This is a genomic window from Micromonospora inositola, assembly GCF_900090285.1.
Taxonomy (GTDB): domain Bacteria; phylum Actinomycetota; class Actinomycetes; order Mycobacteriales; family Micromonosporaceae; genus Micromonospora; species Micromonospora inositola.
The window spans coordinates 817502-840072 of sequence record NZ_LT607754.1 but is presented as its reverse complement, the minus strand read 5'-3'; the positions used below and the strand labels follow the sequence as shown (position 1 = coordinate 840072).

Here is a 22571-nt window from a genome sequence, read left to right as displayed (position 1 = left end):
GGCCTGTGACGTGGGGTGCTGGGTCAGAGGACCTGGAGGGTGGTGCAGAGCCAGTTGCCGCGGCGGTGTTCCAGCCGGAGGGCGATCGCCCAGCTGGCGCCGCCGGCTCCGGTGAGCACCGCGGCCGCCTCCACCGCCCCGGCCCGTGGCTCGCAGACGCGCAGCCGGCGGAGCCGGAGCACCGGGCGCGTCGACCGGCGGCGTACCGGGCCGACGCGTTGGGCGGCGCGGGCGAGTTCGGCCGCGACCTCCGTCGCCGCGGCGGGGTCGCTGAGCGGCCGGAGCTGCCCGGGCGGCCGGTAACCGTTGACGATCTCCAGGAAGGTGCGGACGAACCGGTGTGCCGCCCGGGTGGCCGCCGGCGTGGCGGTGACCAGGGCGGCGGCCGGTGGCCCGCCAGCGCGGCGCCCGGGCCCGGCGGGGGTCGGGCGGACGTCGACGTGGCGCCCCACCGGGCGGCCGGGATCGCGTCGGCGAGGGTCGAACAGGTCGAGGGTGAGCTGGTCCGCGCCCGGGCGGAACCAGGGTTCGCCCTCGTCGACGCACGGCGGGTCTATCGGTGGCGCGGGGCGGAGGCGGACCGGCGGGCGCGGTGCCGCTGGGCGGCGAGTGTCGACCATCCTCAACCTCTGCTCCTTGCGTTTGCCTTCGTTTGCCTCCGACAGTCTCCAGTTTCCGGCAGGGAAGTGTCCGTCGTCAATGCCGCGTCATTCGCCGTCGCGGTCGGTGAGCGGGTTTCCGCGTACCCATTCGGCGGTCTCGGCGTACTTCTGCTGGATGTACTCCTCCAGCCGGGCGCGCTCGACCCGCCACTGGCCCCGGCCGCCGATCTTGATCGCGGGCAGCTCCCCGCTGCGCACCATGTGGTAGACCTGCGAGTCCGAGACGTTGAGCTCCGCGGCCACGTCGGACAGGAGCAGGAACCTCGGCTCCACGGCGAACTCCCGGGGTTGACGTCGTTTGCCTCAGTTTGCCATCAGTGGCGTCGCAGACCCAGCCGCGTCCCCGCCGGGTCGGGCGCCGGCCGACGGGACACACCGGCGGGGAACTTCTCCCGGGCGGGTGCAAGGTGTATGACGGTCACGGCGTACGGCATGATCGGCGCCCGGGGCCGGCGTCCGTCGGTCCGGGTCTGAGCAGGGGAGACACCGGTGACCGACGAGCTTGTCCGGGTGTACGTGCCGGCGACCCTCCCGATGCTGTCGCGGCTGCGCGAGCAGGGACTCGCCGATGGCGAGGCGCACGCGGTCACCCCCCAGCTGCGCGAGTGGTACGCCGAGGGTGACGAGGAGGAGCTGGAGTACGTCGCCTTCACCCGGGCCGCGCAGGACGCGCTGCTTCTGCTCCGGGCCGACCCGGCAGCGCCCCGCCGTCGGGTGGTGGTCTCGCTGGACGTGCCGGCCTCGGCGGTCGATCGGGTCGACGGTGAGCTCGGGTCCAGCCTGGTCCGGTTGACCGGGCCGGTGCCGGTGACCGCGGTCGCCGCGATCCACGTCGACGGCGCGGAGGCGGTGGACGACGTGGCCGCCGCCGCCGAGGTGGTCGCCGAGGCGCAGGCCGGTGACCCGGACGCCCAGTTCACCGTCGACGGCGCGGAGGACCACGAGCTGGAGTGGTACGACGTGACCGAGCTGGACCTGTTGCTCCGCTCGGTCACCTGACCGCTGCCCCGGCCCGCCGGCCGGGGGACCTCAGCGGGCCGGCTCGTCCTCGGCCGGTTCGGCCTCGTCCGCGCCGGCCGCCGGGCCGAGGGTGCGGCCGAAGGCGATGAGCGTGGTCAGCGCCCCGACGAACAGCACCCAGATGCCGTTGTCCACCCGCGAGGTGCCGAGCGCGGTCTGCGCGACCCCGTCCGCGTCGCTGAGCGCGGCGGCCAGGTCGAGCAGCGTCCGGCCGCCGACCCGGATGATCACCTCGGTGAGCAGCAGGAGCAGGCCGGGTCCCGCCCCGGCGAGCAGGTAGGCCGGCCAGCGCGGCTGCGGCGCTGCCGGGTCCCGGCGGGCCCGGCGGCGCGACCAGGTCAGGTAGCCGAAGGCCGCCAGTCCGGCGAGCAGCCCGACCAGCAGGGACTCGGTCCGGGAGACCCACTTCGCGGCGCTGACCACCGACTCCTGGGTGTCGCCCGCGCCGAACAGGTCGGAGAGCGGGTCGCGGGCGCGGCTGAAGGCCACCACGAAGATCAGCGCGGCGAGCGCGGCGGTCGCGATCGCGCCGACCACCCGGGCGTTGCGGGCGCCGGCCACCGCGCCGCCGATGATGGCGGCCGCCGCGGTGGTGCCGGCGATCGTGTTGGTGGTCGCGTTGTCGGCGTAGGTCAGGTTGATCGCCACCGCGGCGGCCAACCCGACCAGCAGGCCGGCGCCGACGGCGGCGAGGAAGCGCAGGGTGGCGCGTTCGGTGCGCCGCGTCAGCGGGTTGGTCACCGCCAGGGCGACCGCGGCGCCGGCGACCAGCGCCGCCGAGATGACGCCGGGCAGCGCGTACGCGGAGAGGCTGATCGCGGTGAGGCCGGCCGCGGCCGAGTGGATCGCGGCCCGGGTCGACCAGAGCATCGCCGCCAGCCAGCCGACGGCCACCAGCGCGAGCACCAGCGCGCCGGGCGCGAACGTGGCCCGTGCGCTGCCCACCGGCGCCGCGACGGCCTCGCCGGCCACGTCGACCGGGGCGGCCTCTTCGGGCGGGGCGGCCGTGGGCTGGTCCGGTTCCGCGGCCGTGAAGCTGCCGGGCTGGTTGCTCATCGTCTCCCCTTCGACGGACGCCGGATCGGCCGCGACGGCCGGGCAGGTCACCGGCCCTCCAGGGTACGCGTCGGGGCCCGTCCTCCTCCGCGCCCGCCGCCGCCCCCACGGCCGGGCGTAGTAGCGGCCGCTCCCAGCGCCTTCGGCGGTGACCGAAGGATCGGAGGAATATTGTCCTTCCAGCCGACGGTTCACCGCCTCTGCGGCCGTTCCTGTCTACGGTCCGCTGTGCGGTGGTCCGTCCCGATGATCCGCGAGAGGAGCGGCGGGTGTGGGGCGCGGAAGCCGGGGTGGGGTGGCCCGAGGGGGGTCGCATGAAAGAATCGGCGCAGGTCCCGCCGCCGCGACCGGTTCACCGCGCGGCGCCCGGCGTCCGGCCGTCCGGTCGGTGCCCGCGGGTCCGGTTTCGCCACCGCCGTCGAGATCGCACAGGAGCCTGTGATGGACGCCGTGTTCTCCGTACCCGAGCCGCGCAACGAGCCGGTACGCACCTACGAGCCGGGCAGCGCCGACCGGGAGCGGCTTCAGCGGCGGCTCACCGAGCTGGCCGCCGAGCGGTTCGACCTGCCGATGACCATCGCCGGCGAGCAGCGGATGGCCGGCGGCGAGTCGATCAACGTGGTCCAGCCGCACAAGCACGCGCACGTGCTCGGCGTCACCGGTCACGCCACCCACGACGACGCCCGCGCCGCGGTCAAGGCCGCCAAGGACGCCGCCCCGATGTGGCGGGCGCTGCCGTTCGAGGAGCGCGCCGCGATCTTCCTGCGCGCCGCCGAGCTGCTCTCCGGCCCGTGGCGGGACACCCTCAACGCGGCCACCATGCTCGGCCAGTCCAAGACCGCCGTCCAGGCCGAGATCGACTCGGCCTGCGAGTTCATCGACTTCCTCCGGTTCAACGTGCACTTCGCCCGCCAGCTGCTGGAGGCCCAGCCGAAGTCGTCGCCGGGGGTGTGGAACCGATTCGACCACCGCCCGCTGGAGGGGTTCGTCTACGCGGTCACCCCGTTCAACTTCACCGCGATCGCCGGCAACCTGCCCTCGGCCCCGGCCCTGGTCGGCAACACCGTGGTCTGGAAGCCGGGCCCGACCCAGCAGTTCGCGGCGCACTTCACCATGCGGCTGTTCGAGGCGGCCGGCCTGCCGCCCGGCGTGATCAACATGGTCACCGGGCGCGGCGAGGAGGTCTCCGACGTCGTGCTCGCCGACCCGGACCTGGCCGGTATCCACTTCACCGGCTCCACCAAGGTCTTCCACCACCTGTGGCGGACCGTCGGCGAGAACATCGCCGGCTACCGGGGCTACCCGCGCCTGGTCGGCGAGACCGGCGGCAAGGACTTCGTGGTCGCGCACCCCAGCGCCGACGTGGACGCCCTGCACACCGCGCTGATCCGTGGCGCCTACGAGTACCAGGGCCAGAAGTGCTCGGCCGCCTCGCGGGCGTACGTCCCGCGGTCGCTCTGGGAGGGCGGGCTGCGCGACCGGCTGGCCGTCACCACCGACTCGCTGACCTACGGCGACGTCACCGACTTCCGCAACTTCGGCGGCGCGGTGATCGACGACAAGGCGTTCAGCCGGCACACCGCCGCGCTGGAGCTGATCTCCGACGACGACAGCTGCCGGATCCTGGCCGGTGGCACCGCCGACGACTCGGTCGGATACTTCGTCCGGCCGACCCTCTTCGAGTGCTCGGACGCCGCGCACGAGACCTTCACCACCGAGTACTTCGGCCCGATCCTCGGCGTGCACGTCTTCGATGACGCCCGCTTCGACGACGCGGTCGCCCAGGCCGAGTCGATCGCGCCGTACGCGCTCACCGGGTCGATCTTCGCGACCGACCGCCGGGTGGTCGAGGCGGTGGCGGAGAAGATGCGGTACGCGGCCGGCAACTTCTACATCAACGACAAGCCGACCGGCGCGGTGGTCGGGCAGCAGCCCTTCGGCGGCGCCCGGGCCAGCGGCACCAACGACAAGGCGGGCTCCTGGCACAACCTGGTGCGCTGGATGTCGCCGCGGACGATCAAGGAGACCTTCGTCCCGCCGACCGACCACACGTACCCGCACATGGGCTGAACCGCGGCGGCCGCCGGTGGCGCGCGGAGCGTCACCGGCGGCTCGGCCGGGCCCCGGATCGACGTCCGGTGGAGGGCATCGATGGTCCTCGGCGGACTGTCGCCCGCCGACAGTGCACATTGGAAGCCCCATCGGGTGGCGAAAACGGCAAATCCTGGACGCCGGGTCGGCAAAGTGGCAGCTTAGAGGGCATGGCGGAATCCGGAGTCAACCCCACGGCGGCGGCCCTGCTGGGCCTGCTGCACGAGGGCCCGATGACAGGCGGCCAGCTGATGGCCGCCGCTGAACGGCGGTTGGCGCCGTACTGGTCGATGACCCGCAGTCAGGTCTACCGCGAGTTGCCGGTGCTGGCCGAGCGGGGTTTCGTGCGGCTCGGCAAGCCCGGGCCGCGGATGAGTCAGCCGTACTCGATCACCGCGGCCGGGAAACGGACATTTTCCCGCTGGCTGGCCGAGAATCCCGGGCGGGACACCATCCGCAACCCGATCGCGCTGCGGATCGCCTTCGGCAACCTGCACTCGGCGAGCCAGCTGAAGAGCCTGTACGCCTCGGCGAACGAGTACCACACCGAGGCCCTCGCGGCGGTCCGGGAGCAGGTGAAGAACGCCAAGAAGGAAGGCGACACCTACGACGCCAGCGCGCTGGAGTTCGCCGTCGCCTACCACAAGGCCGCCCTGTCCTGGCTCAAGAGCGCCCCGGTCGGCTGACCTGCCCCGGCGGGTCGGGCGGCTGAGGTGAACGGACCGCACGGAGCCAAGTACGCTTGTCTGTCGTGACCGCTGCCGATTACGCCGAACAGCTCAAGGAACTCGACGCCACCCTCCGCAACATCGAGGCCGTCCTCAACCTGGACCGGCTGCACGAGGAAAAGGCCCGGCTCGAGGAGCAGGCGTCCGCGCCGGACCTGTGGGACGACCAGGCCAAGGCCCAGCAGGTGACCTCGCAGCTGTCGTACGTCAACGGCGAGATCAGCAAGCTCGGCAGCCTCCGGTCCCGGCTCGACGACGCCGGCGTGCTGCTGGAGCTGGCCGAGGCGGAGTCCGACCCGGGGGTGCTCTCCGAGGTCGAGAGCGAGATCGCCGGGTTGACCAAGGCCATCCAGGAGATGGAGGTCCGCACCCTGCTCTCCGGCGAGTACGACTCGCGGGAGGCGCTGGTCGCCATCCGCGCCGGCGCCGGCGGCGTGGACGCGGCGGACTTCGCCGAGATGCTGCTCCGGATGTACCTGCGCTGGGCCGAGCGGCACGGCTACCCGACCGAGGTCTACGAGACCTCGTACGCCGAGGAGGCCGGCCTCAAGTCCGCCACCTTCACGGTGAAGGTGCCCTACGCGTACGGCACGCTCAGCGTCGAGTCGGGCACCCACCGCCTGGTCCGGATCAGCCCGTTCGACAACCAGGGCCGCCGGCAGACCAGCTTCGCCGGCGTCGAGGTGCTGCCGGTGGTGGAGCAGACCGACCACATCGACATCCCCGAGAACGAGATGCGGATCGACGTCTACCGCTCCTCGGGCCCCGGTGGGCAGAGCGTCAACACCACCGACTCGGCGGTGCGGATCACCCACATCCCGACCGGCATCGTGGTCACCTGCCAGAACGAGAAGTCCCAGCTGCAGAACAAGGCCTCCGCGCTGCGGGTGCTCCAGGCCCGGCTGCTGGAGCGCAAGCGCCAGGAGGAGCAGGCCAAGATGGCGGGCCTGAAGACCGAAGCCGCCGGGTCGTGGGGCGACCAGATGCGGTCGTACGTCCTGCACCCTTATCAGATGGTGAAGGATCTGCGTACGGAGCAGGAGACGGGCAATCCGTCCGCGGTCTTCGACGGCGAACTGGACAGCTTCATCGAGGCGGGCATCCGCTGGCGCAAGCAGCAGCAGATGGCCGGCGACGCTGCGTGATCACCTGCGGGCGGAGCGCGTCATCGATCTCCACATCAGGCACCAAATAGATGACGCGACTCGCTCCAGGGGGGCGGGGGGCTTGGCTCTCCGGTTACACCGCGTAGACTTCCGACCCGTGATTCAGCTTGAGCAAGTGACGAAGACGTACCCGAAGGCGTCCCGGCCTTCGCTCGACAACGTGTCCGTCTCGATCGAGAAGGGCGAGTTCGTCTTCTTCATCGGTCCATCCGGCTCCGGCAAGTCCACGATCATCAAGATGCTGCTGCACGAGGTCAGCCCCAACAAGGGTCGGGTCGTCGTGAACGGCAGGGACGTCACGACGATGCGCTCCTGGAAGCGACCCCACTTCCGGCGTTCCATCGGCTGTGTCTTCCAGGACTTCCGGCTGCTGCCCAACCGCACCGCGTACGAGAACGTGGCGTTCGCCCTCGAGGTGATCGGCAAGACCAAGGCGGTCGCCCGCCGGGTCGTACCCGAGGTGCTGGAGCTGGTCGGGCTCGGTGGCAAGGAGCACCGCTACCCGCACGAGCTCTCCGGTGGTGAGCAGCAGCGCGTGGCCGTCGCCCGGGCGTTCGTGAACCGTCCGCTGATCCTGCTCGCGGACGAGCCGACGGGAAACCTGGACCCGGACACCTCGGTCGAGATCATGCGCCTGCTGGACCGGATCAACCGCACCGGCACGACCGTCGTGATGGTCACGCACGACTCCAACATCGTGAACCAGATGCGTCGCCGGGTCGTCGAGATCGAGAGCGGCCGCATCGTGCGCGACCAGGCCCGCGGCGTCTACGGGTGAGCCGGCGCTCCACCCCTGCCGTACATCCTGACGACGAACACCTCATGCCGGAGAGCCGGAGGAACACCCGATGCGGATGAAATACGTCCTGTCCGAGGTCCTGGTCGGACTGTGGCGCAACGTCACCATGACCATCGCCATGATCATCACCATGGCGGTGTCGCTGTTCATGCTGGGTGGCGCCGGCCTGCTGTTCCAGAAGGTCGGCGACATGAAGGACCTCTACTACGAGAACGTCGAGGTCTCGATCTTCCTGAAGACCGACGTCAACGAGCAGCAGCGCACCGATCTGGACGCCAAGCTGAAGAGCGACCCCCTGGTGAAGGAGGTCACGTACGTCAACAAGGACGAGGCGTACAAGCGCTTCCAGGAGATGTACCAGGACGCTCCGGACCTGGTGAACGCGGTCAAGCCGGAGCAGCTGCCCGAGTCGTTCCGGCTCAAGCTGGTCAACCCCGAGCAGTACAAGAACATCTACGACCAGTACAAGGACACCGAGGGGGTCGACGAGATCGTCGACCAGAGCAAGCTGCTCGACAAGGTCTTCGGCGTCCTCACCGGCATCCAGACCTTCGCGCTGGTCATCGCGGTGTTCATGGCCGCCGCCGCGCTGCTCCTGGTGGCGAACACCATCCAGGTCGCCGCGTACAGCAAGCGGCGTGAGGTCGCGGTCATGAAGCTGGTCGGTGCCTCCAACTGGTTCATCCAGGCGCCGTTCGTGCTGGAGGCGGTGGTCGCCGGTCTGATCGGCTCGATCCTCGCCCTGACGTTCCTGGTGGCCGGGAAGTACTTCGGCGGCGGCGGCTCGCTGGCCGCCCTGGAGGGCCTGATCACGCCGGTCTCCTGGGGCGACCTCTTGCTGATGTTCCCGATCATGGCCGGCGTCGGCGCCCTGTTCAGCGCGGTCACCGGCTGGATCACGCTCCGCTTCTACCTGCGGGTCTAGTCACCCCACGGCTCTGGAAAGGGCCCTTCCGCGCCAGGAATAAACGGCGCGGGAGGGCCCTTGTCATTCGGGTAGCATGATCTCCGCCCCGCGGCCGGTCACCGGTCGTGGGTCATTCGGAAGGGGGTGGCGCCGATGCCACGGGAAAAGGGTCGCAAGGTGGTCGCCTCCAACAAGAAGGCGCGGCACGACTATGCCATCCTCGACACGTACGAGGCGGGCATGACGCTGACCGGCACCGAGGTCAAGTCGCTGCGGGCCGGCCGGGCATCGCTGGTCGACGCGTTCGCCCAGGAGCGCGACGGCGAGCTCTACCTGCACGGCATGCACATCCCGGAGTACACCCAGGGCACCTGGACCAACCACGAGCCCCGGCGTACCCGCAAGCTGCTGCTCAACCGGCTGGAGATCGACCGGCTGATCGGCAAGACCCGCGAGGGCGGCCTCACCATGGTGCCGCTGCAGGTCTACTTCTCCGACGGCTGGGCGAAGGTGGAGATCGCCCTGGCCAAGGGTAAGAAGTCGTACGACAAGCGGCAGGACCTCGCCAAGCGGGACGCGGACCGGGAGATCGCCCGGGTGGCCGGCCGGCGCGGCAAGGGCATGGACGACTGATTTGTTCGCTTTGTCCCGGTCGGCGCGCCCGGCCCGGGGCTCGGGATGAAACCCGTTGCGGCAGGCGTTAGGCTTGTCAGTGCCACCACGAAGGTGGCCCGTCGAGGGGGTGACTGGTTTCGACTTCGTACGTTGCGGCAGGGGAAGCGAGCCGAGGAAGCCGACGTCGTCTCGAGAATCGTTCGTCGGAAACCAATAAGCGCCAAGAACAATCGCGCTGACTTCGCTCTCGCCGCCTGAGGCGAGTAGTGAGTCTGTCGGCCTGGGAGCGCCTTCGACCCAGATGGCCGGCATCAGCTAGAAGGCTGGCCAACCGGACCCGGTCGCGGGGTCCGTGCGGCGAGATCAATCAGCGACTGGGCCCGTCACACCAACTTGCTCGCGTGAGCGGTGGGGCCGAGTAGAGGCACAGCGAGCTGCGCTCGGAGAAGCCCTGACAAACCGGCGAAGGACCCGGGTTCGATTCCCGGCACCTCCACCACCTGAACTGTGCGCCCCGGTCGACCTGGACCGGGGCGCACGGTCGTCTCCATCCCCGGTCGGGGCGCATGTTGGCTGTGCGCCCTAGGCTGCGACCTGTGACGAACGAGAAGGTCCGCCTGTCGGTGGGTGCGTCGCCCGGCCAACGCGCCTTCACGGCGGTGGTGGGCGTGCTCTTCGGCGCCTTCGGGGCGGTCTTCGTGCTGTTGCCGCTGCTCGCCGACAACCTCCTGCGCCGGCTGACCGGCTTCGGCGACCCGGTCCCGTCGTACGACGAGGTGCGGGACCTGCCGCCCGGCATGCTCCCGCCGGACCTGTCCGGCAGCACCGAAGCTCCGGGGCCCGGCCGGTTCATCGGCCTCTGCGGCATCCCGTTCGTGCTGCTCGGGCTCTACCTCGTGCTGCGGGTGCTGCGCACCGCCGCCTGGCTGGACGGGACCCGGGCCTCGGTCCGCGGCGCGCTGGGCACCCGCACCGTCGACCTGGCCACCGCCGAGGTCACCGCCGGGGCCGTCGGCTACCGGGCCGGGGAGGAGGCGGTGGTCCGCGTACCGACGGTGGTCGCTCGCGACCGGGGGACCGGCCGCAGGGTCACCGTCCCGTTGCAGGGCATGGGCTTGGCCACGCTCCCACCGTACGAGCTGCGGGCGCTCGCCGACGCCATCACGGCGGGGCGTCCGACCGACGGCCGGGACGCCGACGCGCACGTCCTCGCCGGCCAGCTCCGCACCATGGCGGGCAATCCGCTGGGCCGGTGAGCACTGCTGGGGCTGCTGGGGCGGATGGGGCAGATGAGGCTTTCCCCGGCCCTGGACAGGGCGGTCAGGCGGGTCCACCATCGCTGTACGCGGTAGCGCAGCAGTGCGGGAGGTGCCCATGGTCACCGGTCCGATCCAGCCGCCGTCGACCGTAGTCGCGGCGGTCCGCCCGCCCGTCGCGCGCCAGCACCGGCCCACTCTCCTCGGCGACGTGCGCGCTCTCGCGCGGGCGCTCGCCGCGCCACCGGGAGAACCCCGCTGGCGCGAGCGGCTGATCACCCGCCTCGGTCCGGTCCGGCAGGACTTCGCCGAGCACGTCCGGCTCACCGAGGGACCCACGGGCCTCTACGCGGAGGTGCTGCATCACGCCCCGCGCCTGGACCGGGGGGTCCGGCTGCTCACCCGGGAGCACGCCGCCATCGCCACGGCGATCGCCGCCCTCCAGCACGTCGCCGAGCGGCCCGGGGTACCGGACGAGGAGCTGTGCGGGCGGGCGGGGCAGCTGCTACGCGCGCTGCACCGGCACCGGCAGCGCGGCGCCGACCTGCTCTGGGAGGCGTACCAGGCAGACCTGGGCGGGGAGACCTGAGCGCTGGTTGGTCGCTGCGCCTCGTCCCGGCCCGCGTGCTGCTGCACCGAGCCCGTCGAACCCGCCGAACCCGGGGTGCGAGCGGGAACCGGTGGGGCGGGCGCGGCGTCCAAGGGGCATGCGTCGCGTGATCGCCCTGCTGGGGCTGCCCCTCATGGTCGCCGCCGGCTGCGCCCCGGCCGGCTCCGGCCCGGCCGCCGGTGGGCCGTCCGCCGGCAGTCCCGACCACCGTTGGGAGGCGTTCGGCCAGCGGGCCGTCGAGGTGGCCGAGGCCTGGCGCCCCGGCCCGGCCTGGCGTAGCGGGTACATCCCGCTGCAGGACGCCACGGTGCTGACCGGCGACCCCGGCTTCGGCCCCGACACCGAGGCGGCGTTCCGGGCGGGTTGGTACCGCGACCAGGTCGAGCTGCCCACCGCGAAGCCGGGCGACGGCACCGTCCGGTTCCCGGACGGGACCCTGCCGGTGCCGCTGGTCAGTGCCGCCGAGGCGTACGCCCAGCTGGACCAGGGCGATCCACCGGCCTGCGCCGGCCGGCCGAAGGAACCGGGGCGGCCCGGGCGGCCCAAGGACGGCCCGACCATCGAACCCGGGCCGGACGGCTGGGTGAGCAGCAGCCCCGCCGACCAGGGCGCCTGCATTCCGCTGACCGTGACGGCCGTGCGGCTGGGCGCCGCCCCCGTACGGACCAGCCGGGGAGTCGCCGACGTGCCGGCCTGGCTGTTCACCGTGGCGGAGCTGAAGGCCCCGGTGGCCCGGCTCGCCGTCGCGCCGAGCGCGGTCACCGCCGTACCGGAGGGGGTGGCGCCGACCCGGCCGGCGCCCGACGGCGTGGTCGGCACGCAGGACCTCGCGGCGCCGGCCGAGGGCGCGCGGTTGACCTACCGGCTCGGCGTCGGCGCCTGCGACACCGGCATCACGCCGCTGGTGCTGGAGCGCGACGACGTGGTGGTGGTCGGCGGGGGCGTGACCCGCTCGACCGGCGCCTGCACCGACCAGCTGATCATCCACCCGGTCACCGTCACGCTGCGGGCCTCGCTGGGTGTCCGACCGGTGCTCGACGTGCTCACCGGCGCGCCGCTGGTGGTCGGCCAGCGCTGAGCCGCGCCCGACCGACCCGCCGGCTGGTGACGGCTACAGGATGCGCGGCACCTCGGTGCTGATCGGCACCGGCAGCACCGTCGGCCGGTCGGCGGCGAGGGCCGTGCCCAGGGCGTCGCCGAGCCGGTCGAGCGGGTCCACCACCTCGGCGGCGCAGCCGTAACCGTGCGCCACCGCGATCACGTCCAGCCCGGGCAGGTCCAGCGCGGGCACCCCGGGCGTGTGCTTGAACTCGGCGAACGCCTTGAGGATCGCGTACTGGTGGTTGACCGGGACCACGACGGGCAGCGGCAGCCGCAGCCGGGCGGCGGTCCAGAGCGCCTGCACCGAGTAGTGGAACGACCCGTCGCCGATCACCGCCACCACCGGCCGGCCGCGCCCGGTGTCCCGCTCCGCCAGGGCGATCCCCACCGCCGCCGGCAGCCCGAATCCCAACCCCCCGCTGGCCATCGTGAAGTACGACCCGGGTCGGCTGACCCGCAGCCGGCGGCGCAGCGCGGACAGGTTGGACGGGGACTCCTGCACCAGCACCCCGTCGGTCGGCCAGCGCCTGGCCAGCGCGGCGAAGAGGGCGTCCGCGCTCGGCGGGCTCGACTCCGCCGGCGGCTCCGGCTCGGGGCGGGCGGTCGGGGCGGGACGGTCCGTCGCCGGCAGCAGGTCCAGCAGGCCCGTCAGGGCCAGCCCGGCGTCGCCGAGCAGGCTCTCCCCGACCGGGGCCCGGGCCGACTCGTCGGGGTCGTCGGTGACGTGCAGCAGCCGCGCCTCGGCCGGCAGGTAGTCGCCCGGCACGTGCGGGTAGTAGCGGAACACCGGCGCGCCGACCACCAGCACCGTGTCGTGCCCGCGCAGCGCCTCCGCCAGCGGCTCGATGGCGAACGGCAGCACGCCCCGGAAGTGCGGATGGTCCTCGGGGAAGACGGCCCGCTCCGGCGCCGGGGAGGACCAGACCGGCGCGGCCAGCCGCTCGGCCAGGGCGACCGCCGCCGGCCAGGCGTCGGCCCGGTCCACCGCCGCGCCGAGCACCAGCACCGGGGAGCGGCTGGCCGCCAGCACGGCGGCGAAGTCGCGCAGCCGCACCGGGTCCGGCGCGTACCGGGTGGCCACGCCGCGCACCTGCGGCGGCCGGCCGGCCGGCCGGTCCCAGTCGTCCATCGGCAGGGAGAGGTAGACCGGCCCGGTCGGGGGCTGCACCGCCGTCGCGTACGCCCGCATCAGCGCCGCCGGGATGTCCTGCGCCCGGACCGGCTCGTGGCTCCACTTCACGTACGGCTGGGCCAGCTCCACCGCCTGGCGGCTGGCCAGCCGGGGTTCGATCAGCAGCATCTCCCGGTTCTGCTGCCCGGCGGTGACGATCAGCGGGGTCTTGTTGTGCCAGGCGGTGACCAGGTTGCCCATGCCGTTGCCGGTGCCCGGGGCGGTGTGCAGGTTCACATGCGCGGGCTTCCCGGTTGCCTGGGCGTACCCGTCGGCCATTCCCACGGCCGCTGCCTCCTGCAGCGCGTGCACGTACTGGAAGTCGGCCGGGAAGTTCCGCAGGAAGGGTTCCTCGGTGGAACCGGGGTTGCCGAAGACGGTGGTCAGGCCCAGGTCGCGCAGCAGGTTGTACGTCGTGTCGCGCACCGTTGCCATCGCCGGCTGCCTCCGTCTGTCGCGCTGCGCCGGAGACGGCTCGATGATCAGTCCCCGACCAGCCGAATCTATCGGGGCGTAGCAGCCAGGGCGGGCGCTTCCCGTGTCTCACGGACGGTCAGGGCAGCGGGAACGGCAGCTTGATCCCGTCCAGCGCATGGCCGCAGGGGCAGTCCCGCTCCGCGGGCAGCGCGGCCAGCGCGTCCAGCAGCACCCCGCGCAGCCGGTCGGTGTTCTCCGCGAAGACCCGGAACACCTCCTCCTGGGTGACCGACTCGCCGCTCTCCACGCCCGCGTCCAGGTCGGTGACCAGCGCGATCGAGGTGTAGCAGAGGGCCAGCTCGCGGGCGAGCACCGCCTCCGGGTGGCCGGTCATGTTGACCACCGACCCGCCGATCGCGGCGAACCAGCGGGACTCGGCCCGGGTGGAGAAGCGCGGCCCCTCGACCACCACCACCGTCCCCCCGTCGACCGCCGGGACGGCCCGGCCCGCCGCCGCGTCGAGCAGGGTGCGGCGGCCGACGGGGCAGTACGGGTCGGCGAACGAGACGTGCACCGCCCCCCGGTCGTAGTAGGTCTGGGTGCGCCCGCTGGTCCGGTCGATGAGCTGGTCCGGCACCACGAAGGTGCCCGGGCCCAGCTCCGGCCGCAGTCCGCCGACCGCGCAGGGGGCGAGCACCTGGCGTACCCCGAGGGACCGCAGCGCCCAGAGGTTGGCCCGGTAGGGGATCAGGTGCGGCGGGTAGCGGTGGTCGCGTCCGTGCCGGGGCAGGAAGGCCACCCGGCGACCGCCCACCTCGGCGAGGGTGACCGGGTCCGACGGCGCCCCGTACGGCGTCTCCAGCACGTGTTCGGTGGCGCCGTCGAGCAGGGCGTAGAGCCCCGATCCACCGATCACCGCCAGCTCGGCCGTCGGCCCCATCGAAACTCCCTCGGTCATGTTCGATCACCCGCCCGTCAGACCTTAGCCACCGTGCCGGGCGCAGGCTATGGTGCCAGGCATGGCGTTGACAGCGCGGATGGTCCACGGCATCGGGTTCCCTGTCCCGGCGCGCGGGTGACGAATGTCCGACATGCAGGAGGGGCAGACGATCGGTGGTCGGGCCATGGAGTCGATGACCGGACGGCTGCTGGTCGCGACTCCGGCACTGAAGGACCCGAACTTCGACCGTACGGTCGTGCTGCTGGTCGCCCACGAGCCCGGCGGCGCCCTCGGCGTGGTGCTCAACCGCGCCACTGAAGTGGCGGTCGCCGACGTCCTGGGCGACTGGAGCGACCTAGCCCGCCACCCCGCGGTGCTCTTCGAGGGCGGCCCGGTGCAGCCGGAGTCGGCCATCTGCCTGGCCCGGATGCGGCATCCGATCAAGCCGGTGAAGGGCTTCCACCGGGTCTCCGGCGCGGTGGGCACGATCGATCTCTCGGTGGATCCGGAGCGGCTGCGGGACGCCATCGGCGGCATCCGGGTCTTCGCCGGCTACTCCGGGTGGGGAGCGGGGCAGTTGGAGCGGGAGATCGAGGAGGGTTCCTGGTTCGTCCTCGACGCGCTGCCCGGCGACGCCTTCGTCGACCGGCCGGACGACCTCTGGCCGATGGTGCTGCGCCGGCAGGGCGGCATGATGGCGGCGGTGGCCCACTTCCCCCCGGACGTGGCCCTGAACTGAGCCCTGGGCAGGGGACCCCCCGCGAGATGACCATGCCGACCGGCGTGTGTATAGTTCTCTGCGTGCCCGGGCGACCGGGACGACAGCAAGGGGCCGTGGCGCAGCTGGTAGCGCACCACACTGGCAGTGTGGGGGTCAGGGGTTCGAGTCCCCTCGGCTCCACCCTTGAAATAGGCGAAAAGACGCCCTGGTCAACACCGAGACGGTGAAGGCCAGGGCGTCCGTCGTTTCACCCTCCAAGCGGTCGACGTGCCAGATCCATGCCAGATCACGGCCCGGCCTGTCCTCTCTACACCAACCCCCTCAAGTCGGACACACTCACGACTTTGCCGGGGCCCCGCCCCCAGGCCGTGGAAACGACCCCCGCTCGCCCTGGTTCGTGCGCAGGGCGAGCGGGGGCGTCCTCGTAGAGAGGCCGCCACGGGGGAAGCGGCCCCGCCGGTCGGATCCTGTGTCCTCATCTGCAAGCGCTCAATTAGCGGCCGGCGCAGCAGTTCCTCTTCGAAGACGTTGCAGAAGCAACAGGGCCGCTGCCGCAGCGCCGCACGCTGCGCCTACAGCCACGACTAGCAACGCAGGACCAGTAAGTGCGTAGGCGCGCGACGTATCAGCCAACGCGAACGGGTGCTTTGCTTTGCTCGGAATCTGGACTTCCCACTCATATTCTGAGTTGGGATCAGTAGTTAGCGCCTGCCAATCCGTGCCGACGTCAACCCCGGAGATTGGCCCCGAGGTGACCGTTTGACCCGCTCGGGTCCAGTAGCCGACGCACCGACTTTCCTGGTTTTCCTGTCGATCGTACGTCACGTAGCAATGGTCTACAGTGACGCCGAAGGTGTCGCCAGGGGTCAAGCCCGTCAGCCACGTCAGCGCGATGATCCCTAGTGCCGCCATTACGTACCGAAATACACGCATTTCAGAGCCACCATCTTGAGGCAGGGTGTGGTGATCGCGAACCCACAGGTGCGGTGAGGAGGCCCGGCCGGCCTCCCCACCGCGTTGCGTCAGCCCGTGGAGGAAGTGATGATACCGAAGGTCGAGCCACCGTTGGAAATCCAGGGCGAGTTTACATCGCTGAAGATGGTGCTCAACGGGATGTAGTTGTTCTGCTCTCCTGCATAGCACGCGCCAGTGCGGGTTTGCAGGCTTCCCTCCAAGATGCCGTAGCCGGTGCTGTCAATCTGGCTGAACAGTGGGCCACCGCTGTCGCCCGCTCGGGCGCAGATATCAGTGTTGATGGCCCAGTCCTTTCCGATTACCTTCCCGCAACGGGTGCCAACCAGGTAACCGGCGCCGGCGCCACTGCCGTAGGACTCAGGGTAGTTTGCGGTATCGGATCCACTCCCACTAGCACACACTACCCAGCCGGATTTAATCTCGGATAGCGTGTGAGTAGCGGTAATGTACTGGTTGGCCGAGGTGGCCTGGGTGCCACACGGTGTGTCCGCGTCGCTATCCTGGCCGCCGTTACGGCAATACTTCAGGATTCGATTCTTCCCAGTGAAGTTGTCGAGCCAACTCTGCGAGTAGGTGCCGTTGATGTACGGCAGAATCGCGTAGTCGTAAGGGAACGTGTTGAATTCCAGATTTCGATTCCGTGTGAGGATGTTGTAGCCGTTGTGGTGGATGTAGGTGCTGTTCGCCTTTCCGACGACACAGTGACCTGCTGTCAGCACCCAAGCCCAGTTGTTGTAGGCGCCGCCGTGGCTGCGGACGTTGAAGCCGCTCGTGCATCCACCCCAAGTGCCGTTGTCGCGCTTGATGTTCAGCCTTAAGCCACCCCGCATAGGACCATAGGTAGTTTTACAGTAAAGGGGGTGGCAGTAACCCCAGTCAACATAAGGGGTGTACAGGGGGTGCGGGAGCTTCATGGCCCGCCGAGCGACTGACGCGCCTTCCGCCGCGGCAGCCGCGTTCGCAATGGCTACTTCCTCATCGACGGCTGCCGCTCGCTCAGCCGAGCTGGTTGTCGGCTGAGTACCGACATCCGATGGCCTGGGGGCGAAGGTGCCTGCCCGCTTCGCGTCGCGTACCCAGGTGCGCTCCCCCAGTACAACTTGGTTTCCTTCCTCATCGACGGCGGGCAGGAAGATGGCGTTAGGTCCGGCGTGGACCTTTTTGGAAAGCCGCGCGCTGATGGCGTCGAGTTCTGAGAGAGGGTGCCTTACCTGCCGGACCCGGACGTGTTGACGATCAGGCATCGACGCTACATATGAACTTGCGGCCCCCGGCTGCGTGAACGAAAGAACCAGCACGCCTCCAGCGGCCTGGTCAAGGAGCATTCCACCGTAGGTCTGGGGCTCCGCCTTTCTCAATACGCGGTCGAGCTCCTGGCCATCGCTTTGCAGCTGGAGACGCCGCATGCCCTCAGCTTCATCAATGCCGTAAGTGGACGTCAGGTAGTGAAGCGATTCCTGGACGCTTTCGCGGTCCATAGGGGCGGAAGGAGAAAATGCGTAGCTCGGCGCGGCGTTCACGACTGCGCCAAGCGCGATTGAGAGGGCCATCGTCGCGAGGACCGCGCAGCGCTTCTTTGCGTGGGCGAACAAGGTTCGCTTTCGATACATCGCTCGGACCATTCTTTGACTGCTCCTTGCCGTAGAGGGGTGTCGCTGACCGCCCATAGAAGTCGGACGATCGGCAACGGTGGCGCGGATCGTATCGGGTTGGAGGGTGTGTGGGTGCCCGACCGTTGCCAGCTCAAAGCAAACGCCCGCTGCGCAGCGTCACGGAATTTCGGAAGCTCGAGCGATAGGTCCGTATTGATCGCCATAACCGAGGTAGGTTGATCACGGACGGCGAATATCACGTTTAGGTAACGAATCCTGAAGGTAGGCCCGCACCTAATATCCGTTCGGCCCCTTTAAGCCACTTTCTTCCATGGGGATTGAGGCATTTGGGGCCATGCAGGACCTGGTTGCGGAGCAGGTCGAGGCCTGTGGCGCCCGGAAGTCTCTCGGGCCATCCATCGGCCAGTAACCGTGGAGCGTAGCGGTCACGAGCGGGCCCGAGACGCAACCGGTACGGCCACGGGCCGCAGGCGTTTCGGGCAACGCGGTCGGTTAAGTGCGCTCTTCCAAACTGACCGCTCCGTCTGCGGTGACCACCTCCTCGCATCGCACATTGGCCGCCACAAGGAGCGCCTTGAATGCGGGTGTCGTTGCGGTGATCTACGGGGGTGCCCGTCGTCGACGCGAAGACCAGCCGAGGGTCTGCCCAGGCGTCGCCGAGAGCTGCGAGCTCCTGCCGCTGGCGTTGCTGGTGCTGGCGCAGAGCGGCTACCAGCGGGCCGGGATGCGTACGGGCCAGGTGCGGTCGTCGACCAGCCTGCTGATCGGCAGCTGGTGGCGGAGGCGGTCGCAGGTGTGGGGTATGCGCTGGGCCGCCTGTCATCCGACGGTGCTAGCTACCGGGTGACTGTGACGCGGATCGGGGACACGCCCTGACAACGAAGATGACCTTTGCCCAGCTCACGCTCGGTGACGGACTGCCAGAGCAGGGGCTGCCGCCGACCTCTACCTGTAGTTGGTGAACTGATGACGCCGGGGTCAGACAGGACCTAGTGCGCCGGGGAGGGGGCCTCGGGGGGACGGCCGGCGGCGTGGCGGGCGTCGGCGAGGGCGACGGCGAGCAGGACGAGCGCGGCCACGACCGCAGCGGCCAGCGGCGGGGCGAAATTCAGGGGGACGGCGGCGATCGCCAGGGCGGCGATGGCGGCGACACGGCGGATGGAAAGCCGGTCGAACACGACGCGTTCCAGACGGATGCGGCCGTAGAGGAACAGTGCCGGACCGCCGAGGATCGCGACGAGCCACGCCGGCTCCGGCGAGCCGTCTGGGTGTTTCAGTACGATCTCGAAGCCGACGGCGGTGGCGACGATGCCCAGCACCATGACGACGTGGGCAGTGCCGATGGCGAGGCCGGCGGCGTCCCGGTTCCCCGCCGCGGCGACGGCTTCGGCGAGGACCTGGCCGGAGCGGTAGAAGTAGATGCGCCACAGCAGCACCGTCGACAGGAACGCCAGCACCAGCCCCGCGGCGGTCGCCGTGGTGACCGGCTGGTTGGTCAGCGTGGTGCCGACGGCGAGCACGGTTTCCCCGAGGGCGATCAGCAGGAACTGCTGGTAGCGCTCGGGCAGGTGGTGGCGGCTGTCCGTGGCCCACGCACTGACCGGCGGCCCGGCCATCCCCGGTACCGGCCAGCGCAGCTGCGCGGCGACGAAGTCAACGATTACGGCGGCCCCCCACAGGGCGGCCCGGGCGCTGCCGCTGACGGCCGCGCCGGCGAACCAGATCACCGCCGAGGCCGCGAACCACAGCACCGACCGGCGATAAAGCTGCCGCAGGGGGTGTCCGCGTAGCGCGGGCATCAGGATGAGCGGCCGGCCGCACTGCAGGATCACATACGGCAGCACGAACGCCCACCCGCGGCCGATGAACGCGTACGGAAGCGATGAGGCCATGACCAGCAGCCCGAAGGCACTGGCCAGTACGATCCACTGGATCTTGCGGCGGCGGGGGTCGAACCAGCTGGTGATGTGCGCGGTCGTGATCCACAACCACATCAGCGGCAGCGACAGCACGAGCAGGAAGGCCATCGACCGCCATCGGACGACAACGTCTTCGCTGACGATGTCCCGCGCGACCCGGCTGACCACCCCGGCCAGGGCGAACACCAACACCAGGTCGACGAACAGTTCCAGGAAGTTGGCCTGCCGCACGTCCTCGCGACGTTGCAACAGGTCCTGACCCTGTACACCGCCTTCCCGATGCCCCATACCGCTCATCGTCGCCCGCACAGCCGCGGCTCACCGGCGGGTTGGAAGTCGCATACCCGGAGGAAAGGCACCCACCGGTGACCCCCAACCGCTCCTGGCCCGACCAGGATGCCCCCGATCAGGATCACTACGGACCGGCACGCAGGGTGAGATGCGGGTCAAGTAGCCACGCGAGTAGCCAAGGCGGCGCATCCTGACGGACACCGCCGTACCTTGGCGGACCCGTTGAGCAGTGTCCGGTGACCTTGACCCGGCCTCGCCCGCTCCTGGCAGTGTGGGGGTCAGGGGTTCGAGTCCCCTCGGCTCCACCCTTCACGATCAGGGCGTTCGTCAGACATGACGGGCGCCCTTCGTCGTCTTCGGGTAGGAAACCTCCGCGATTTGCTGTGTAGAGGACAAAACGGTCATAGGTTCGAACTCGACCGGGGCCGTGATTCCTTGACGACGGCTGCTTCCGAGGGCGCGTTGGCGTGGGCTGGCTCCGGACTGTCCACGACTTGAAAGGAAGACATGAGAACTCTTGTACGCGGTTGCACCTTCGCGGGCTGAGTAGCCACGCGAGTAGCCAAGGCGGCGCACCGGCCGGGACACCCCGTACCAGGTCGGACCGCCGGGCCGAGGTGTGTCCCGCCCGCCCTCGGGTAGTCGCCGCAGTCGGTGTCGGCGAGGGCGGGAGATCTGATGGACTCGTACCCGGCCGTGGAGGGCCACGGCTTGATCGGTGACCTGCAGACTGCGGCGCTGGTGAGCAGAGACGGGACGTTGGACTGGTTCTGCGCCCCCCGCTTCGACTCGCCGAGCATCTTCGGTGGCCTGCTCGATCGGCACGAGGGTGGGTACTTCCAGGTTTCGCCCGTTGGGGTCGACTACCGGAGCAAACAGCTGTACGTGCCTGGAACGCCCATCCTGATCACCCGCTTTCTCAGCGCGGACGGCGTGGCTGAACTCGTGGATTTCATGCCTGTCGCGGGAGATCGCGCCACCGACCGGCACCGCCTGGTCCGCGTGATCCGGATCGTTCGCGGCACGATGCGGTTCCGCATCGAGTGCCAACCACGGTTCAACTACGGGCGCGATCCGCACGAACTCGACGAGTATCCGGACGGCGTCATCTACCGCACCCCCAGCCTCAGCCTGACCCTGAACCCCGTCCGCGAGGTCGAGGTCGGGGTCGACACGTATATCCGGCGTACCAGCGAGGGCGTGTCTGCGATCGGCACGCTCCGAGAGGGCGAAATCGGTGGCGTCGTGCTGGAAACAGCGTCGCCTGGCCCGCCACGCGTGGTCAGTTCGGGTGAGGTGTGGGAGATGCTCGACCAGACCCGCGACTTCTGGCGGCGCTGGCTCGGCCGCTCCTGCTACACCGGCCGGTGGCGGGAGATGGTCGAGCGTTCCGCGATGACGCTCAAGCTGATGACGTACGCGCCGACCGGCGCGCTGATCGCCGCCCCCACCGCCGGGCTGCCGGAGCAGATCGGCGGCGAGCGCAACTGGGACTACCGCTACACCTGGGTCCGGGACGCCTCCCTCTCGGTGCACGCGCTGCTCGGCCTGGGCTTCACGGACGAGGCCGGCCGCTACCTGGGCTGGCTCAACGATCGCATCCGCGACTCGGTGGCGACCGGCGTGCCGCTCCAGATCATGTACCGGGTCGACGGCTCACCCGATCTCACCGAGGAGGTGCTCGACCACTTCGAGGGATACCGCGGATCGAGCCCGGTGCGCGTGGGCAACGGCGCGGCCGGCCAACTGCAACTCGACATCCACGGTGAGGCGATGAGCGCGCTGCACCTCGCCGACAGGCACGGGTTTCAGGGCTCGCACCAGGGGTGGCTGAACGTGCGGCACCTCGTGGACTGGCTCTGTGACCACTGGGACCAACCCGAGGACGGGATCTGGGAGACCCGCTCCGGCCGGCAGGACTTCACCTTCGGGCGACTGATGTGCTGGGTGGCACTCGACCGCGCCATCCGCCTCGCGAACCGCCGTGGCCTGCCGGCCGACACCACCCGCTGGGCGAACGCCCGCAACGACATCTACGAACAGATCATGGCGCGCGGCTTCCACCCCGGACGCGGTGCCTTCGTGCAGCACTACGCGACCGACGTCCTGGACGCGGCGCTGCTCACCATGCCCGGCGTTGGATTCGTGTCGCCGACCGACCCGATGTGGCAGTCGACCCTGCGGGCCATGGACGCCGAACTCGTCTCCGACAGCCTCGTCTACCGGTACGAGCCGGCCGCCTCACCCGACGGCCTGCGCGGCAACGAGGGCACCTTCAGCATGTGCACCTTCTGGTACGTCCAGGCCCTCGCGTACTCCGGTCGGCTCGACGAAGCCCGACTGACCTTCGAGAAGATGCTCACATACAGCAGTGACCTCGGGCTCTACGCGGAGGAGATCGCGCCCACCGGCGAGCAGATCGGCAACTTCCCGCAGGCGTTCAGCCACCTCTCGCTGATCAGCACCGCCGTCAGCCTCGACCAGCTCCTCGACGACCGTCCCTGAGGCGAAAC

20 protein-coding genes, 1 tRNA gene and 1 other RNA gene are annotated in these 22571 nt (G+C 70.3%); 15 read left to right on the top strand and 7 right to left on the bottom strand.

The annotated features are described in order from the left end of the window. Nucleotides 1-23 precede the first annotated feature (23 nt). The gene (locus GA0070613_RS03965) at nucleotides 24-620 is read right to left on the bottom strand and encodes an Rv3235 family protein (protein ID WP_089011041.1); all 597 of its coding nucleotides are present in this window, start codon (nucleotides 618-620) and stop codon (nucleotides 24-26) included. An 87-nt stretch (nucleotides 621-707) separates the two neighbouring features. Further along, entirely contained in the window at nucleotides 708-935 is a 228-nt protein-coding gene (locus GA0070613_RS03960; RefSeq protein ID WP_089011040.1) for a helix-turn-helix transcriptional regulator, read from the bottom strand. 216 nt (nucleotides 936-1151) lie between these two features. Here GA0070613_RS03960 and GA0070613_RS03955 point away from each other — a divergent pair, with 216 nt between their 5' ends. Continuing rightward, nucleotides 1152-1661 (top strand): DUF6912 family protein, encoded by a 510-nt coding sequence (locus tag GA0070613_RS03955; protein WP_089011039.1) that lies wholly within the window; start codon nucleotides 1152-1154, stop codon nucleotides 1659-1661. A gap of 30 nt (nucleotides 1662-1691) precedes the next feature. Here the strand turns inward: GA0070613_RS03955 and GA0070613_RS03950 are convergent, their stop codons facing one another. Further along, nucleotides 1692-2738, bottom strand: coding sequence for a hypothetical protein (locus GA0070613_RS03950; RefSeq protein ID WP_089015733.1), 1047 nt, complete (start codon nucleotides 2736-2738; stop codon nucleotides 1692-1694). A gap of 441 nt (nucleotides 2739-3179) precedes the next feature. Here GA0070613_RS03950 and pruA point away from each other — a divergent pair, with 441 nt between their 5' ends. The 10 genes from pruA (at nucleotide 3180) to GA0070613_RS03900 (ending at nucleotide 11988) form a co-directional block, all read left to right on the top strand. Then, nucleotides 3180-4808 carry an L-glutamate gamma-semialdehyde dehydrogenase gene (gene pruA, locus GA0070613_RS03945; RefSeq protein ID WP_089011038.1) on the top strand — a complete coding sequence of 543 codons (1629 nt, stop codon included), beginning with the start codon at nucleotides 3180-3182 and terminating at the stop codon, nucleotides 4806-4808. A 191-nt stretch (nucleotides 4809-4999) separates the two neighbouring features. Beyond that, nucleotides 5000-5515 (top strand): PadR family transcriptional regulator, encoded by a 516-nt coding sequence (locus GA0070613_RS03940; protein WP_089011037.1) that lies wholly within the window; start codon nucleotides 5000-5002, stop codon nucleotides 5513-5515. A 65-nt stretch (nucleotides 5516-5580) separates the two neighbouring features. Beyond that, the gene (gene prfB / locus GA0070613_RS03935) at nucleotides 5581-6702 is read left to right on the top strand and encodes a peptide chain release factor 2 (protein WP_089011036.1); all 1122 of its coding nucleotides are present in this window, start codon (nucleotides 5581-5583) and stop codon (nucleotides 6700-6702) included. A gap of 118 nt (nucleotides 6703-6820) precedes the next feature. Beyond that, complete coding sequence (ftsE, locus tag GA0070613_RS03930) at nucleotides 6821-7501, top strand: cell division ATP-binding protein FtsE (protein WP_089011035.1); 681 nt, start codon at nucleotides 6821-6823, stop codon at nucleotides 7499-7501. 70 nt (nucleotides 7502-7571) lie between these two features. After that, nucleotides 7572-8447 (top strand): permease-like cell division protein FtsX, encoded by an 876-nt coding sequence (ftsX, locus tag GA0070613_RS03925; RefSeq protein WP_089011034.1) that lies wholly within the window; start codon nucleotides 7572-7574, stop codon nucleotides 8445-8447. A gap of 135 nt (nucleotides 8448-8582) precedes the next feature. After that, nucleotides 8583-9062, top strand: coding sequence for an SsrA-binding protein SmpB (smpB, locus tag GA0070613_RS03920; RefSeq protein WP_089015732.1), 480 nt, complete (start codon nucleotides 8583-8585; stop codon nucleotides 9060-9062). A 105-nt stretch (nucleotides 9063-9167) separates the two neighbouring features. Further along, nucleotides 9168-9543: a transfer-messenger RNA gene (ssrA, locus tag GA0070613_RS03915) on the top strand. A gap of 97 nt (nucleotides 9544-9640) precedes the next feature. After that, nucleotides 9641-10300, top strand: a complete 660-nt coding sequence (locus GA0070613_RS03910) for a hypothetical protein (RefSeq protein WP_089011033.1) — start codon at nucleotides 9641-9643, stop codon at nucleotides 10298-10300. A gap of 118 nt (nucleotides 10301-10418) precedes the next feature. After that, complete coding sequence (locus GA0070613_RS03905; protein ID WP_089011032.1) at nucleotides 10419-10889, top strand: hypothetical protein; 471 nt, start codon at nucleotides 10419-10421, stop codon at nucleotides 10887-10889. Between the two features lie 118 nt (nucleotides 10890-11007). Continuing rightward, the gene (locus GA0070613_RS03900; protein ID WP_089011031.1) at nucleotides 11008-11988 is read left to right on the top strand and encodes a hypothetical protein; all 981 of its coding nucleotides are present in this window, start codon (nucleotides 11008-11010) and stop codon (nucleotides 11986-11988) included. Between the two features lie 33 nt (nucleotides 11989-12021). Here GA0070613_RS03900 and mdlC read toward each other — a convergent pair whose 3' ends face one another. Together mdlC and GA0070613_RS03890 are read right to left on the bottom strand one after the other, a co-directional pair. Continuing rightward, on the bottom strand, nucleotides 12022-13617 hold the full coding sequence (gene mdlC / locus GA0070613_RS03895) for a benzoylformate decarboxylase (RefSeq protein WP_089011030.1): 1596 nt from the start codon (nucleotides 13615-13617) through the stop codon (nucleotides 12022-12024). A gap of 118 nt (nucleotides 13618-13735) precedes the next feature. Continuing rightward, entirely contained in the window at nucleotides 13736-14539 is an 804-nt protein-coding gene (locus tag GA0070613_RS03890; protein WP_089011029.1) for an S-methyl-5'-thioadenosine phosphorylase, read from the bottom strand. Nucleotides 14540-14681: 142 nt separating this feature from the next. Here GA0070613_RS03890 and GA0070613_RS03885 point away from each other — a divergent pair, with 142 nt between their 5' ends. Continuing rightward, entirely contained in the window at nucleotides 14682-15278 is a 597-nt protein-coding gene (locus tag GA0070613_RS03885; protein WP_408630972.1) for a YqgE/AlgH family protein, read from the top strand. Between the two features lie 89 nt (nucleotides 15279-15367). Then, nucleotides 15368-15440: transfer RNA gene (locus tag GA0070613_RS03880), tRNA-Ala, on the top strand. 842 nt (nucleotides 15441-16282) lie between these two features. On the opposite strand, the gene GA0070613_RS03875 is transcribed toward GA0070613_RS03880, so the two are convergent. Next, entirely contained in the window at nucleotides 16283-17845 is a 1563-nt protein-coding gene (locus tag GA0070613_RS03875; RefSeq protein ID WP_231929661.1) for a S1 family peptidase, read from the bottom strand. A gap of 598 nt (nucleotides 17846-18443) precedes the next feature. On the opposite strand from GA0070613_RS03875, the gene GA0070613_RS03870 reads away from it, so the two are divergent. Further along, nucleotides 18444-18695, top strand: coding sequence for a hypothetical protein (locus tag GA0070613_RS03870; protein WP_089011027.1), 252 nt, complete (start codon nucleotides 18444-18446; stop codon nucleotides 18693-18695). A gap of 142 nt (nucleotides 18696-18837) precedes the next feature. Here the strand turns inward: GA0070613_RS03870 and GA0070613_RS03865 are convergent, their stop codons facing one another. Beyond that, nucleotides 18838-20055, bottom strand: a complete 1218-nt coding sequence (locus tag GA0070613_RS03865; protein WP_157746269.1) for a low temperature requirement protein A — start codon at nucleotides 20053-20055, stop codon at nucleotides 18838-18840. Between the two features lie 681 nt (nucleotides 20056-20736). On the opposite strand from GA0070613_RS03865, the gene GA0070613_RS03860 reads away from it, so the two are divergent. After that, nucleotides 20737-22563, top strand: coding sequence for a glycoside hydrolase family 15 protein (locus tag GA0070613_RS03860; protein WP_089011025.1), 1827 nt, complete (start codon nucleotides 20737-20739; stop codon nucleotides 22561-22563). Nucleotides 22564-22571 lie beyond the last annotated feature (8 nt).